The sequence below is a fragment of the Venatorbacter sp. C2-1 genome, assembly GCF_022832715.1.
In the GTDB taxonomy this organism is placed as follows: Bacteria; Pseudomonadota; Gammaproteobacteria; order Pseudomonadales; family Oceanobacteraceae; genus Venatoribacter; species Venatoribacter alkanivorans.
On the sequence record NZ_CP094879.1, the window covers coordinates 3,558,437 to 3,572,149 of the forward strand.

Below are 13,713 nucleotides of genomic sequence, written 5' to 3' on the forward strand. Positions count from 1 at the left end.
CAGAGAGAAGGCAGGAGAACGGCATGATCCGTTCTCCCTCAGCGTAGCCTGTCAGGCTATCGCCCGATGACCCATTTTGTAACCCTGCAGTGATTACGCCCTGTAAAGAATCCCCGGCTGCAACTTATGCCGGCTGAGGATCTTCGCGGCGCAGTTCATTCTGCCACTTTTCAATCAGAGCACGGTTGTCGTGATCCCAGGGGTGAAAACTTTCCTTAAAGAAATCACGGTATGGCTGGCGGATATTCGTCAGCATTCCTTTGTTACCGTACATAAAGCGACGGAAACCTTTGATATCGCTCCAGGAAGGAAATTTACGCGCCCACCACAGCAATGCCACCATGTATAACGCGATACGCACATTAAACATAAAGGTCGCCAGTTTCAGTACACGGCGCAGATATTTGCGGTCGCCTTCCATCTGCATATACACATCAAAAGCCACGGCTTTATGTTCAATTTCTTCAACGGCGTGCCAGTACAGAAGATCTCGTACAGACTCTTCCAGTGGCTCCAGTACTTCCGGATTCTGCAGCACGAATTCCGCCATAATCGCAGTCATATGTTCCATGCCCACTGTCATAGCCAAACGGAATTTCGGTGTTGCGAATTTGCGCCGGGTAAAACGCTGAAGATCACGCTCCAGATGATGCTCCAGCTTAACCGCCTCAATCCCCAGGTTCCGCAGCGCTTCATTAATCTGCTTGTGCTGATGGCTGTGGTGGCCTTCCTGACCGATAAATCCACGGATCTGTTCTTTTAATGAGGGATCGGTAATACGGTCACGATACTGCCGCACCGATGCAATAAATTCTGCCTCCCCCGGCGGAAAGGTCGAAGACAGTGCACCAAAAAATACGGATAAGAGAGAGTTTCCGGCAAAGAAAAAACGCTCTTTGATATTGCCAAAAGGAAAATGCATGCGCCGTGGTTTAATTTCCACATCGGCCGGAGTACGGGTAGTTACAGATGTATTCATCAGCGGATCCTCATCTGAAATGTGAGAGCATTTATTGTTATGTTTACAAGCAGCTCTGGTGCATTTACGCGTTGCTGTTTTGTTGTGTGCGGTTAAAACTATGCCCTCACCCGCTTAACGCACAGGTGAATAAACGCCAAACTGGCCTGATCCCACACAGATTGGCACAATACTCCCGCCTGATTGGCCCAATCAGAAAATAATGACTATTCGCAGACTAAAGGACACTCTTTATGCCCACCATCTGGGTTGATGCCGACGCCACACCACGCCCTGTTCGTGATGTGATCTGCAAAGCCGCTGTCCGTACCGGCATGACGGCGTATTTTGTTGCCAACCATGCCGTGCCACTGCCGCCATCTCCCTTTCTTAAAGCAGTGCAGGTAGAAGCCGGTTTCGATGTTGCCGACAACCTGATTGTGCAGCGCTGCAGTGCCGGCGATCTGGTGATTACCCAGGATATTCCACTGGCCGCAGAAGTTATTGAAAAACAGGCACTGGCTCTCAATAACCGCGGTGAAACCTACACTCCGGAAACCATCCGCCAGCGCCTGAATATGCGCGATTTTATGGAAACCCTGCGCTCCAGCGGCATACAAAGCGGAGGCCCGGCAGCGTTCTCCGAACGCGATAAAGCCCAGTTTGCCAATGCCCTCGACCGCTGGCTGGTAAAACAAAAAAAAGCCTGAAAAGTGCGAACCAGTTCACACACTCATTACTTGTTAGACAGTAGTAAAGCAACGCACACTGCAACTCCCGCGATGAAGAGATCCGTTTATGCACATTGTTGTTTATGGTGCCGGTTCCATCGGCTGCTATCTGGGTGCAGCCCTGCATCTTGAAGGACTGTCGGTTACCCTGCTGGGCAGACCCCGTATTCAGGAAGAAATAAAACAGGCCGGCGGTATTCATATCAGCGACTATATCGGTGGTGATCAGCTGGTTAGCGGCATTTCCTTCGAGCATAAAGAAGCGGCACTGGCTCAGGCCGATATCGTTCTGGTGACCCTCAAATGCCTGGCCATGGAGCAGGCTGCCGCCGCGCTGGCGCACTATTGCCGTCCCGGTACCCGGGTTATCTGTCTGCAGAATGGCCTCGGCAGCGACCGCGTGGTGCGCGAACAATGTCCGCAACTGCTGGTGTCTCAGGGGATTGTTGGCTTCAACGTACTGCATCAGGACAACGGTCACTTTCACCGCGGTACCGACGGCGCAGTTCATCTGAGCGACGACGATGCCTTTATGCCGATCCGTGATGCCTTGCTCGAACAGCAGATTCCCTGCCTGCTGGAACGCGATTTCCAGTCGGTTGCCTGGGGCAAACTGCAGCTTAATTTAAACAATGCCATTAATGCGCTGGCCGATATTCCGCTGAAGCAGGAACTGGAACAGCGTGGTTACCGCCGCGTGCTGAGTGGTGCCATGAAAGAACTGGCAGCCGTCGCCGCCAAAAAAGGCATCAGTCTGGCACGCATGACCGCACTGCCACCGGCATTATTACCCGGCCTGATTAACAGCCCGGATTTTATCTTTCACCGGCTGGCGAAAAAGATGCTGGAAATTGATCCGCAGGCGCGCTCATCGATGTGGGAAGACCTGCAGCAGAAGCGTCTGACCGAAATTTATTTCCTCAATGGCGCCGTTGCCGCCGAAGGTGAAAAGCTGGGCGTGTCTACGCCGGTAAACCGCACCCTTTGCCGTCTGATTCACGAAGTGGAAAGCGGTAAACGCCAGCAGGGCTTAAGCTCCCGCGAACTGGAGCTGGAGATTCGCAGGGGTGGATAAAGGCGCGGGTAAGTAAAAGAGTGGATAGGTAAAGGGATGGATAAAATAAAGGCCTGCACCGCAGGCCTTTATTGTGTCAGACCGATGCGGGTTCTGATTTCTTCTCTTTACCGGCACTTTTCTCCGTTTTATCTGCCACCACTTCGGTTTTCTGAGCCGCAATACTGACCCAGTCAAAATGCGGTGCAAATACCTTTTTCGTGCGCGCACGGTATTCCAGCGTGGAGGATGGCCAGATGGTAAAGTTTTTGCCGTCCGCCTGCTGATACCAGCTCTTACAGCCGGAGGTCCAGACCGTATTTTTCATCCGCCCCTGAATTTCAGCGTTGTATTTATTCTGCTCTTCGATTTTAACATTAAAGTAATCAACGCCTTTTTCCTGAACCTTTTTAATACACTGGATAATGTAATTCACCTGAGATTCGATCATAAAAATAATCGAATTGTGGCCCAGCGCCGTATTAGGGCCAACCAGCTGGAACAGGTTCGGAAAACCGGATACCACAGTCCCCAGATAGCCTTCGGCACCATCTGCCCAGTCTTTCATAATGCTGTGCCCCGGCAGTCCGTCCAGCGTAAAGTCCTTCATAAAACCACGCGGATCAACGATAAACCCGGTGCCGAGAATAATGGTATCGCAGGGACGTTCAACGCCATTGCGGTCGACAATGCTGTGCTCACGGATTTCCTGAATACCGTCGGTAATCAGATCGACATTACTGCGGTTAAAGGTCGGGTAATATTTATTGGAAATCAGAATGCGCTTACAGCCAATGGTGTAATCCGGTGTCAGCTTTTTACGCACCGCCGGGTCTTTTACTTTCATGCGGATAAACAGCTTCGCCAGACTCTGTAAGGCAACGGCAAGACGCGGATGGAAAATCGGCCAGACCCGCATTTCATTGGTGATATATAAACGCGCACGGTGCAGCTTGCGCAGCGCGGGAAAGTTGCGGAACAGGGTCTTGCGGATTTCACCATAGCGGCGCTCATCACGTGGAATAACCCAGGCCGGAGAACGCTGATAAACATCCAGCTGCTGCACCTGCGGCGCAATTTCCGGCAAATACTGCACCGCGCTGCCACCGGTACCAATGGACGCGACGCGCTTGCCGTTGAGATCATAGCCATGATCCCAGCGTGCAGAATGCATGACCTTGCCTTTAAAACTGTCCAGGCCGGGAATATCCGGAATCGCCGGGTGATGCAGCGGACCCGAGGCCAGTACAAAATAACGCGCGCGGATTTCTGCACCGCCTTTGGTGTCGATGGTCCACAGCCCGGTTTTACTGTCAAACTGGCTGCGGTTTACCTCATGGCCAAAGCGGATAAAAGGGCGCATCTGATAATCGTCGGTAGTTTTTAAAATGTAATCCTGAATTTCATGCCAGGACGCATATCGTTTGCTCCACTCCGGATTACCGGCAAAGGAGTACGAGTACAAATGCGACTGCACATCACAGGCACAGCCCGGATAGGTATTGTCACGCCAGGTGCCGCCAACCTCATCGGCTTTTTCCAGAATAATAAAATCCCTGATGCCCGCTTCTTTCAGCTGAATGCCCATACACAAACCACCAAAACCGGCACCGACAATGACAACGTCGGTGGTTGCCGGTAAAGCCTGCTGAGAATCCTGGGTATGTTTTTGCTGCGTCATGATGTTCACCTTTATTGTTATTCGCTCAGGCCGCCGGAGAGGGCTTTTCCTGCAAAGCGGCTGCGGCCATGATCTGAATCTACGTTTCCGGCGGTCGCTGTGGCTATGCTGGAAAAAACAATAAATTGATAAAAACGGCCATTATGACCCTGCGCTCCATTCTCGCCCTGACCTTTACCGTCGAACAGCTGCGCCAGCATTACCAGCTGGATACCGAAGCCATCCTTGCCCGTCATGGCTTACAGCAGGCGCATCTGGATGCCAATGCCACCATCAGTCAGGCCGATGAGCTGGCGATTCTGGCCGAATTTGCCGACCGGATTCAGCACGATCCGCTGGCGGCCATCACCATCGGCTCTACCTTTGGACTGTCGAGTTATGGCGCTTTTGCCATGATGCTGATGAGCTGCAGTTCGGTGTATGAGGCCTTTGCCCTGGGCATTAAATATCAGCAGCTGAGCTACCTGTTCAGCGAGCTGGATTATCAGCTCGATGGCGATACCGTACTGTTAAAACTGAAGCCCTATCCTCTGCCCGATCATCTGCAGCGTTTTATTGTTGACCGTGATGTGGCCGGTACCTGGCATTTTCTTAATATCATGCAGACCATGCTGGGCCGTAATCTGAAACCGCTGGCCATTCGCATGCCTTATCTGCAGCCGGCAGAAGCCGCAGCCTACCGCGAAAAATTCCAGTGTCCGGTAGAGTTTGGCTGTGATGAGGCAGCCTTTGTGCTGCCGCTGGAGGTATTGCGCCTGCCCTTTCCCGGCGCCAATGCCACGGCACTGGAACTCTATCGTGGTCAGTGCGAAGAAATCATAAAGCAACGCAGCCAGGTGCGGACAGAAGCATTAAGCGAACGCTTAAAACAGTATCTGACGATGTTCAGCCAGCGCTTTCCTGCCATTAAAGACTGTGCCGCAACCTTTGGTTTAAGCGAGCGTCAGTTCCGCCGTTTATTAAGCGACGAAGGGCTGAGTTTTCAGCAGATTCTGGATAACGTGCGGGCAGAAAAAGCCTGCCATTTACTCAGACATTCATCCCACAGTGTGGAAAAAATAGCGTTATTATTGGGTTATTCTGAGGCAGCAGGATTTATTCATGCCTTTAAAAAATGGCAGAACATTACTCCGGCACAGTACCGCAAACAAACAGCAGAAAAGACAGAGCCCGGCGCCTGAATTGCGCTGCTATTCCGCAGGCCAGGCGCTGTCGTCGGCGGCCATAAATTCTTCGCCATCACCGATAAAGTCGTCAGCATCATCCTGACTGTCAGCACCGCCGAATAAATCGTGCAGCAGGCTTTTTTCATCTCCACTGACGGCGGTTTCAGCCATATCCGGATGTTCAAAGCAGACCTGATTACGTCCCTGACGTTTAGCCTGATACAGGTAATGATCGGCTCGGCCAATCAGGCTGCTGGCGCTGTGCGGCTGCTGGGCACTGTGTAATGCCAGCCCGATGCTGGCAGTAATCTGCAACTCACCACCATCAATGCGCACCAGTGTGGAAGCAATATTCTCCCGTAATCGTTCAGCCACCTGCACCGCCAGCATCAGCTCGGTGGAAGGCAGAATAATGACAAACTCTTCACCGCCATAACGGCACTGCACATCCAGTTTGCGTGTACTGTCGCGGATTAAACGCGCGGTCTGTTTCAGTACTTCGTCGCCAGCGGGATGGCCCCAGGTATCGTTAATGGATTTAAAGTGATCGAGATCGACCATCATCAGCGCTGTCGACATCAGGGTACGCTGGGTACGTTCCAGCTCCTGTTCCAGCGCTTCACGGAAATGCCGCAGATTATAAAGCCCTGTCAGCGGATCGGTTGCCACCTGTTCGCGCAGCAACTGCACTTCATCAATAAAGGGGCAGCTCAGCTCCCCGACCGGACATGCGGGGATCGTCTGATTACTGCTTTGCGATTGTCCGGATGACGTTGCGTCGCTCATCTGTCCACTTATGTTTGTTGTTGTGACACGCTAAAAGCGCACGGCCCCGGGCCGGTTAACGCTCAAAGTTTAGCCGAAGATCAGCCATTTGCCGGATGTTGGAGTGACAAATATGTCAGAAGTCATCCGGCGCCCGCAGCCCCGCCCCCAGCTCGTCCACATCCGGTTCCAGACCCGCAGCACCCACCCCGTCGAGCCTGCCGTTGAGGGTTGGTAAGCGCACACTGAACTGCACGCCACGGATATCGAGCGGCATAAAACTGAGCAGGTCGGCTTTGCGCCCGCTCAGGCTGATCAGCCATTGCGGCTGCGCCGGATTGTGCGGATCAAACCACTGGCTTGTGCCTTCCACCAGCGTCAGGCGCGCAACCTGCGGATTACTGCGGCTGCTGACCTCAATACTGTGCAGCCGTTTTTCTGCACGCAATTCCCATTGTTTTTCGGCCTCGGCATTACTGTCAGCCAGGCACACCTGTGGTTCACCGGCAGCGTTCAGCGTCACCTCCAGATTCAGGTTCTGCACTTCGCCACCGGCCAGTTCGATGCGCAGGTGGTACAGCTCGCTGTGGTTATGAATATTGTCGAAACCGATATCACCATCAAAGCCCTGCACAATCTGCTGAGCAAAATACAGTCCCAGACCTTTACCGTTATGTTCTCGCGCACGGCGGGTGGAAAAGCCCAACTGAAAAATCTGCTCACGGGATTCATCACTGATATGCGGGCCACGGTTATAGATACTCACACATAAGCATTGCTGTGCTTCCCACAGGCGGATAGCAATCGGCGCAAAGCGGCTTTTGTACTGACGTTTGGTGGCAAAGAACTGGGCATTGCGCAGCAGATTTTCCAGCAATAAAACAATGTGATTGGCGTTACCCAGCAGCTCGTCACAGGGCTGTAACTCAATGCGGTAGAGGCCTTCGCTGTCGGTGAGTAATAACGGTTTGTTCTGTTGTGCAGACAACTGCGCCAGAGCGTCGGCGTCGTATAAAAATGCCGGCTCCGGATTGCCCTGTTCATCGCACAGGGTGACGCCCAGATGCAGCGTCAGGGTATCCAGCAGCGCCCGCTGCGGATCGAAAGTGGGCACCAGTGGCAGCTCACTTAAGGCGCTGCCCTGTAACTCCGCCTGAAATAATAATTCTTCACAGCGACTGACATTGGCACCGATATGCAGCGCCATATTGTCGGTGGTGGATAAATCGAGTAAATCCCATAAATAGCGCATGCCCACCAGCGCCTGCTGATACAGCAGCGCATTATTCCCCTGCTCATCCGGCAGGCTGTGACTGGCGGCATAGGTGAGAGCCGATTGCACCTTATCGAACGAAATGACACCGTTATGACGTACCTCAGCGGCGATGCTTTTAAAGTGCAGGTATTTTTCGTCGTACTCCATATATTCCAGCAATTTATCGCTGATAAAGAGTTTCAGCTTGTCGGTATGACTGGCCGAGGTCTGCGCCCGCTGCTGCAGCTGACGTTTGCTGTTCCACAATTGCTGCAGACTCGCTTTGACCTTGCGCTGCTGACGGCTGAAATGGCGAAAATCCAGCCAGGCAAGAATTAAAAAGGCAGCAAAGGCAGCACTGAAATACTGTGTACTGAAAATAAACGCCGGTATTTTCAGCATATCGGCCAGCGCTGGTGACAACAGCAACAAGGCATAAAACAGCAATAATTTCGCTGCCAGTAAGGTGCGCCACGGATAACGGATACGGAAGATAAATTTATCGCCGCGGTCTTCCGTCTGCAGAGTCTCTTCCGCGCTGTTGCTGTCTTTCATTGCTGCTCCGTTTAACTGTTTTACGCAGATATCAGTCTTTAGCGGCTGGCCTGAGCCTGTTTATCTCAGGCCGGTGCTTTCCATAAATAGGCGCCTTCGGCGCCAAAGGTGGCAATACCCTGCCCGGCTTTGCATAAATTCATAAAGGCTTCTTCATCACCATGAGCCAGTGCCAGCGATTTACGCAGGGTTTTAATATGCTGGCGATAATTGGCGTAGGAAAATTTTTCCAGATCGGCATCCAGCCATTCCGCCATTTGCAGTGTAGTGACCGGACGAGGTGACGCCTCCACCAGAAAGCGCAGAATCTTGCGCGGTGTCGGCGCCAGAGGCCGGGCCTGATTGGCCGGATTCATTAATTTCTGGCCCTTCCACCATACTTCCCAGCTGACCAGATCAATGCGTAATTCGCCGCTGACCAGCTGAGATTTTTTATTCGCCGCCGGAGTCAGGCTCTGGCGTAACAGAGCTTTCATGCGCCACAGTAAAACCCCTTCGATATTTCGCTGATGCTTGGCAATAAAATCCTGGGTTACGCCCTGTTCAAAGGCTTTCTGCTCAATACCGGTGCCGGAGTGCTCGGATAAAAACACAATCGGCAGTGCCGGCCACTTTTTCAGCAGCGCACGCGACACACTGAAACCGCCATCGTCGTTACCGTTCAGGCTGGCATCGAGAATCGCGATATGCGGCGCATCGGCGTCATCGGTCTGGCTGATACGCGCCAGTGCCGCTTCAGAAAACTTAAACACCTCAAGCTTATTGTGCTCAGCGTCCGGCAGATCGGCTTCGGCACCGGGGGCAAAGTCGGTACGCTCCAGCAAGGCCCGGAACTTGTCGATCCAGTGGCTCTGATCTTCGACCCAGAAAATTTTGATCATCTCTTCCTCTCCTGCAGGGCCTGTTAACAGGCCGGTTCCGAGCATACCACCAGCCGCCGCCGGTGCAGACGCCCGGACACAACCGGCGCGACAGAAATCACATTCTTCTCACCGATTTTTCACCGGCATAACGCAATCTGTATTCATCGGCTCTCCGCAGCCACCTTTTCCGAGCAACACGAGGACAGAATCATGAATGACCTACTCACTCTCTGGTCCGCCAACAGCGCTGTATCCGCCGCCATCTGGCTGGTGCTGGCGATGACCCTGCTGTATTTCGGCCGCAACCCGGCACACCGTATCCTGCTCAGCAGTGGTCAGGGTCTGCGTCATATGCTGCGCATGGCCAGCCGTGCTCTGAGCCAGCTGGAACGCCAGCTGGGTAAGCGTAACCGCGAAGTATTACTGGCCGCCGCACGCAACGATGCCGAACGCCGTATCGAACGCGAATTTACCCGCATCCAGACTCTGGTGGCGCGCGATTTATCCGGCTATCCGGCACTGCACCGCCAGATCAGCACCGCCATCGACAATGTCGAGAACAGCTACCGCGAAGCCGGCGACAGCGCGCCGCTGCCACCGGCCTGGGGTGAAGTGGTGAATACCATTGCCACGCTGCCCAGCCATGGTGATCCTGCGGTCGCCAAGATTCTCAGCAATATTAAAGACGCGGTGCACGACACCCATAAAGAAACCCTGAAAACCTGGCAGGCCAGCGCCGATCAGCGCCACAAACTGCTGGCAAAAATGCAGCCGGAATGGCGCACGCTGAACGGCAAAATGGACGAGGTGGCACGCACTATCGATAACCTCGATAACCGTACCCACCAGCTCGACAAGCAGATGCAGCACTATGAAGAAGTGCGCCGCGGTGAAGATGCGGCGGTACGCAGCCTGACGTCCAGCTCGCTGACCCAGTTCTTTATTGCCGGTCTTGTGCTGACCATTGCCCTGCTCGGTGGCCTGATCAACTTCCAGCTGATCGCCATGCCGATGTCGGAAATGGTGGGTGGAACCAGCTATATCGGTGGCGTAAAAACCTCAGATATTGCCGCACTGGTGATCATTCTGATTGAGATTGCGATGGGCCTGTTTTTGCTGGAATCACTGCGCATTACCCGTCTGTTTCCGATCATCAGCAGCATGGATGATCAGATGCGCCGCCGCATGATGATTATCAGCCTCAGCATCCTGTGCATTCTTGCCGGTATCGAAGCTTCACTGGCCTATATGCGTGACCTGCTGGCGCTGGATAAAGAAGCCCTGCAGCAATCACTGAGCATGGCGGCGAATGCTTCCGGCGTAGCAGCCAGCAATGCGGAATTCCGCTGGATTCCATCCATCGGGCAAATGGTGATGGGCTTTATCCTGCCGTTTGCGCTGGCCTTTATCGCCATCCCGCTGGAGTCCTTTATTCACTCGCTGCGCACCGTGCTGGGTCTGGCACTGGTCGCCATGATCCGCCTGGTCGCCATTGCCACCCGCCTGCTCGGTAACCTGGCCGGTGACAGCGCTACCCTGCTGACCCACGCCTACGACCTGCTGATCATGCTGCCGTTAAGCATCGAGCGTCTGTTCAGTCGCAAGCGCGAAGCGGCAACTGCGGTGCAGTTTGACGACAGCCAGACCACCGATGAGCTGGCCGATGTCATCCCGGATGTGGCCGCCGAAGAAAAACGCAGCCGTAAAGGCCGCAGCAAAAACAACAGTGGCGACGCGGCTGTAGCTGTCGCCTGAATCAGAGGAGTGACGATTATGAATAGCTTCAAACGCCTTGTTGCCACCGCTGCCCTGCCCCTGAGCTTACTGCTCAGCGGTTGCGGCGAGCAGGCACCACAGAATAAAGCGGTCTATCTGCTGATCGACACCTCGGGCACTTACACCCAGGAGCTGAACAAAGCACAGGCCATCCTCAACTACCTGCTGGCCAACCTCGACAGTGGCGATTCCATTGCCGTGGCCCGTATCGACAGTGGCAGTTTCAGCGAGAAAGACATCATCGCCAAAACCACTTTCGATATGCGCCCCAGCACCGCCAACGATCAGAAACGTCAGTTCAAGCTGGCCATGGATGAGTTCGCCGCCAACCTGAAAAAGGGCAGCGCCAATACCGACATCACCGGCGGTGTGCTGCAGGCCACGCAATATCTGAACGAAACCGGTGCCGGTAATAAATACGTCTTTATTTTTTCCGATTTAGAAGAGGATTTACCCCATGATCACATTAGAAACTTTCCAATTAGTCTGGATAACATTCACGTGGTTGCTCTCAATGTCACTAAGCTACGCAGCGATAACATTGACCCGCGGGACTACCTCAACCGACTCGCAAACTGGCAGCACCGGGTCATAGAAGGTGGCGGTGACTGGCGCGTGATTAACGATCTGGAACGTATGGATAAGCTGATCGTCGCTAACTGACCCAATTACCTGGTCATAGAAGGCGGCGGTGACTGGCGCGTGATTAACGATCTGGAACGTATGGATAAGCTGATCGTCGCTAACTGACCCAATTACCTGGTCATAGAAGGCGCGGTGACTGGCGCGTGATTAACGATCTGGAACGTATGGATAAACTGATCGTTGCCAATTAATAATCATGGTTAAGAACCTCATCTTCTCTCAATAAGTTCTCCCCCTTGCCGGCCTCAGTGCCGGCTTTTTTATGCAGCTTATCTCTGCCTGCGGCGCCGCGGCTGTTATGATCGGCACACTGCCACACAACGAAAAACGCCATGAGCACCAAAGACACCGATACCCGCCCCGACCGTAATTTCGACGATCTGGCCGCACGCTTTGCCCGCACCATTTATGCAACCCCCAGAGGCCAGCTGCGGCTGATGGCGCTGCGTGCCGATTTTGCCGATCTGAAGATTACACTGCAGGACGCCAGCGTACTGGATATCGGCGGCGGCCAGGGGCAGTTCAGTCTGGAGCTGGCGCAACAGGGAGCACAGGTCAGTCTGTGTGATATTTCCGCCGAAATGCTGCAACTGGCGCGCGATCAGTTTGCCGCTCAGCAACTGCCGTTAACGGTAAAACAGTGTGCGCTGCAGGACGTTGCCGCAGAATTTCCGCAATCCTTCGATATTGTGCTTAATCATGCGGTACTCGAGTGGTTAGAAGATCCCTTTGCCGCACTGCCATTACTCGCCGACCGGGTAAAACCCGGTGGCTGGCTGTCGCTGATGTTTTATAACCTGCACGGCCATCAGTGGCGGCAACTCATGAATGGCCGCACCCATGCACCGCAATCGGCCAACCCGCGTTTACGCGACGAAGGCAATGCGCCGCAGCACCCGCTCGACCCGGATGCCATAGAACAGGCGCTGAATACCCTCGGTTTTCATATTGAACGCCGGCGCGGCATTCGTTGTGTGCACGATCATATGCATCAGAAAATCCGTGACCGTATTGGTCAGGATGCGGTGAATAAAGCCGATCTCGAATTCGGAACGCTGGAACCCTACCGCCAGTTTGGGCGCTATGTGCATTTTCTGGCGCGCAAACAGGAGTAATTTATGTCTGTAAAAATTCTGATCAGCGCCTGCCTGATGGGCCAACCGGTGCGCTACGATGGCCGCGCCAACGACGACAAGACCGACAACTTCCGCCACCAGTTACAGCGCTGGCAAGAGGCGGGGATTCTGATTCCTGTTTGTCCTGAAGTCGCCGGAGGTTTACCGACGCCTCGTCCGGCTGCTGAAATTTATCAGGGAGATGGTGAGGCGGTTTTGCAGGGCAAAGCGCGCATCATTTCACGCGACACCGAAGATTTTACCCGCGAGTTTATCGATGGTGCTCAACAGGCTCTGGCCAGTGCCCGCCGTCACGGCGCGATTGCAGCCCTGCTGGCGGCACGCTCTCCATCCTGTGGCAGTGATGGTATTTATAATGGCGAGTTTAATGCCACTCTGCGCAAAGGTATGGGCGTAACTGCAGCCCTGCTGAGCGGGCACGGCATTCCCTGCTTCAGCCCGGAAAAATTTCCTGACCTGCTGCAATGGCTCAGGCAGCAGCATCCGACATTCGCCCGGCAATTTATTGATTAATTATAAGGTCATCTCACTATGCCCGGCTTAATTGCTTTGCGCTTACATCTCCGGCCAGTGCTTGTTTGCCTTCTGTTTTTATCTGCGGCTTCTCCTGCCCAGGCTTTTTTGAACACTCAGGTTTATCAGGCAGGCAAAGACAGCCAGGGATTACGCATTGGCTGGCATAACGAAAATCCGGATTTTTTCTGGCGTACCTATATCGGTATTCAACAGGATGCCCGCTACGCCGGTGATTATTATCCGGCCGCGGGAGCTGACTGGGTAATTCCCGTGCCTGGCACACTGTCGACCTTATTTATTGGCCCACGGCTGCAGTTTGATACAGATAAAGTTGCAGGTATTCATGCCGGACTGACGCTGTTTAAAGCCATTGAACTGGGCTGGCAGCGCGATGTGAAAAACCAGAAAATGCAGATGTATGCAGGATTAAACTGGAGTTTTTAAGCATCACAGCTTAAGCAGAAATTCTGGGATGCATAACGTTGATTAATTGCGGATACTTTGGACTTCGGACGAAGCTTTAAGAAATGGCGCGCTCGGGAGGATTCGAACCTCCGACCGCCTGGTTCGTAGCCAGGTACTCTATCCAGCTGAGCTACGAGCGCGCATCAG

General features: G+C 53.6%; 13 protein-coding genes and 1 tRNA gene. 8 read left to right on the forward strand and 6 right to left on the reverse strand.

The window, feature by feature from the left end; translation table 11 throughout:
- Positions 1 to 124 precede the first annotated feature (124 nt).
- Positions 125 to 979 carry a metal-dependent hydrolase gene (locus MT343_RS15975; RefSeq protein WP_145466464.1) on the reverse strand — a complete coding sequence of 285 codons (855 nt, stop codon included), beginning with the start codon at positions 977 to 979 and terminating at the stop codon, positions 125 to 127.
- 233 nt (positions 980 to 1,212) lie between these two features.
- On the opposite strand from MT343_RS15975, the gene MT343_RS15980 reads away from it, so the two are divergent.
- Together MT343_RS15980 and MT343_RS15985 are read left to right on the forward strand one after the other, a co-directional pair.
- Positions 1,213 to 1,668: a YaiI/YqxD family protein gene (locus tag MT343_RS15980; protein WP_145466465.1), complete on the forward strand. Its 456-nt coding sequence runs from the start codon at positions 1,213 to 1,215 to the stop codon at positions 1,666 to 1,668.
- Positions 1,669 to 1,756: 88 nt separating this feature from the next.
- Positions 1,757 to 2,764 (forward strand): 2-dehydropantoate 2-reductase, encoded by a 1,008-nt coding sequence (locus MT343_RS15985; protein WP_145466466.1) that lies wholly within the window; start codon positions 1,757 to 1,759, stop codon positions 2,762 to 2,764.
- Between the two features lie 76 nt (positions 2,765 to 2,840).
- Here MT343_RS15985 and MT343_RS15990 read toward each other — a convergent pair whose 3' ends face one another.
- Complete coding sequence (locus MT343_RS15990) at positions 2,841 to 4,424, reverse strand: flavin-containing monooxygenase (RefSeq protein ID WP_145466467.1); 1,584 nt, start codon at positions 4,422 to 4,424, stop codon at positions 2,841 to 2,843.
- Between the two features lie 143 nt (positions 4,425 to 4,567).
- Here MT343_RS15990 and MT343_RS15995 point away from each other — a divergent pair, with 143 nt between their 5' ends.
- A complete protein-coding gene (locus tag MT343_RS15995; protein ID WP_145466468.1) occupies positions 4,568 to 5,605 on the forward strand; it encodes an AraC family transcriptional regulator in 1,038 nt (345 codons plus the stop codon).
- Between the two features lie 9 nt (positions 5,606 to 5,614).
- On the opposite strand, the gene MT343_RS16000 is transcribed toward MT343_RS15995, so the two are convergent.
- From MT343_RS16000 to MT343_RS16010, 3 genes are all read right to left on the reverse strand, one after another.
- Positions 5,615 to 6,376 (reverse strand): GGDEF domain-containing protein, encoded by a 762-nt coding sequence (locus MT343_RS16000; protein WP_145466469.1) that lies wholly within the window; start codon positions 6,374 to 6,376, stop codon positions 5,615 to 5,617.
- A gap of 115 nt (positions 6,377 to 6,491) precedes the next feature.
- Positions 6,492 to 8,165 (reverse strand): sensor histidine kinase, encoded by a 1,674-nt coding sequence (locus MT343_RS16005; RefSeq protein ID WP_145466470.1) that lies wholly within the window; start codon positions 8,163 to 8,165, stop codon positions 6,492 to 6,494.
- 65 nt (positions 8,166 to 8,230) lie between these two features.
- A complete protein-coding gene (locus MT343_RS16010; protein WP_145466471.1) occupies positions 8,231 to 9,046 on the reverse strand; it encodes a response regulator transcription factor in 816 nt (271 codons plus the stop codon).
- Positions 9,047 to 9,238: 192 nt separating this feature from the next.
- On the opposite strand from MT343_RS16010, the gene MT343_RS16015 reads away from it, so the two are divergent.
- The 5 genes from MT343_RS16015 to MT343_RS16035 all read left to right on the forward strand — a co-directional run bounded on the left by MT343_RS16015 (position 9,239) and on the right by MT343_RS16035 (position 13,545).
- Positions 9,239 to 10,783, forward strand: coding sequence for a hypothetical protein (locus MT343_RS16015; RefSeq protein WP_145466472.1), 1,545 nt, complete (start codon positions 9,239 to 9,241; stop codon positions 10,781 to 10,783).
- Between the two features lie 18 nt (positions 10,784 to 10,801).
- Complete coding sequence (locus MT343_RS16020) at positions 10,802 to 11,467, forward strand: vWA domain-containing protein (RefSeq protein ID WP_145466473.1); 666 nt, start codon at positions 10,802 to 10,804, stop codon at positions 11,465 to 11,467.
- A gap of 314 nt (positions 11,468 to 11,781) precedes the next feature.
- The gene (locus MT343_RS16025) at positions 11,782 to 12,564 is read left to right on the forward strand and encodes a methyltransferase domain-containing protein (protein WP_145466474.1); all 783 of its coding nucleotides are present in this window, start codon (positions 11,782 to 11,784) and stop codon (positions 12,562 to 12,564) included.
- 3 nt (positions 12,565 to 12,567) lie between these two features.
- Positions 12,568 to 13,098 (forward strand): DUF523 domain-containing protein, encoded by a 531-nt coding sequence (locus MT343_RS16030; protein WP_145466475.1) that lies wholly within the window; start codon positions 12,568 to 12,570, stop codon positions 13,096 to 13,098.
- Between the two features lie 108 nt (positions 13,099 to 13,206).
- On the forward strand, positions 13,207 to 13,545 hold the full coding sequence (locus MT343_RS16035) for a hypothetical protein (protein ID WP_145466476.1): 339 nt from the start codon (positions 13,207 to 13,209) through the stop codon (positions 13,543 to 13,545).
- 84 nt (positions 13,546 to 13,629) lie between these two features.
- Here the strand turns inward: MT343_RS16035 and MT343_RS16040 are convergent.
- Positions 13,630 to 13,706, reverse strand: a tRNA-Arg gene (locus MT343_RS16040).
- Between the last annotated feature and the right edge of the window lie 7 nt (positions 13,707 to 13,713).

Bases quoted from the DNA above. Each gene is read 5' to 3' on its own strand.
- MT343_RS15975 (WP_145466464.1), bottom strand. From the start codon at position 979: ATGAATACATCTGTAACTACCCGTACTCCGGCCGATGTGGAAATTAAA.
- MT343_RS15980 (WP_145466465.1), top strand. From the start codon at position 1,213: ATGCCCACCATCTGGGTTGATGCCGACGCCACACCACGCCCTGTTCGT.
- MT343_RS15985 (WP_145466466.1), top strand. From the start codon at position 1,757: ATGCACATTGTTGTTTATGGTGCCGGTTCCATCGGCTGCTATCTGGGT.
- MT343_RS15990 (WP_145466467.1), bottom strand. From the start codon at position 4,424: ATGACGCAGCAAAAACATACCCAGGATTCTCAGCAGGCTTTACCGGCA.
- MT343_RS15995 (WP_145466468.1), top strand. From the start codon at position 4,568: ATGACCCTGCGCTCCATTCTCGCCCTGACCTTTACCGTCGAACAGCTG.
- MT343_RS16000 (WP_145466469.1), bottom strand. From the start codon at position 6,376: ATGAGCGACGCAACGTCATCCGGACAATCGCAAAGCAGTAATCAGACG.
- MT343_RS16005 (WP_145466470.1), bottom strand. From the start codon at position 8,165: ATGAAAGACAGCAACAGCGCGGAAGAGACTCTGCAGACGGAAGACCGC.
- MT343_RS16010 (WP_145466471.1), bottom strand. From the start codon at position 9,046: ATGATCAAAATTTTCTGGGTCGAAGATCAGAGCCACTGGATCGACAAG.
- MT343_RS16015 (WP_145466472.1), top strand. From the start codon at position 9,239: ATGAATGACCTACTCACTCTCTGGTCCGCCAACAGCGCTGTATCCGCC.
- MT343_RS16020 (WP_145466473.1), top strand. From the start codon at position 10,802: ATGAATAGCTTCAAACGCCTTGTTGCCACCGCTGCCCTGCCCCTGAGC.
- MT343_RS16025 (WP_145466474.1), top strand. From the start codon at position 11,782: ATGAGCACCAAAGACACCGATACCCGCCCCGACCGTAATTTCGACGAT.
- MT343_RS16030 (WP_145466475.1), top strand. From the start codon at position 12,568: ATGTCTGTAAAAATTCTGATCAGCGCCTGCCTGATGGGCCAACCGGTG.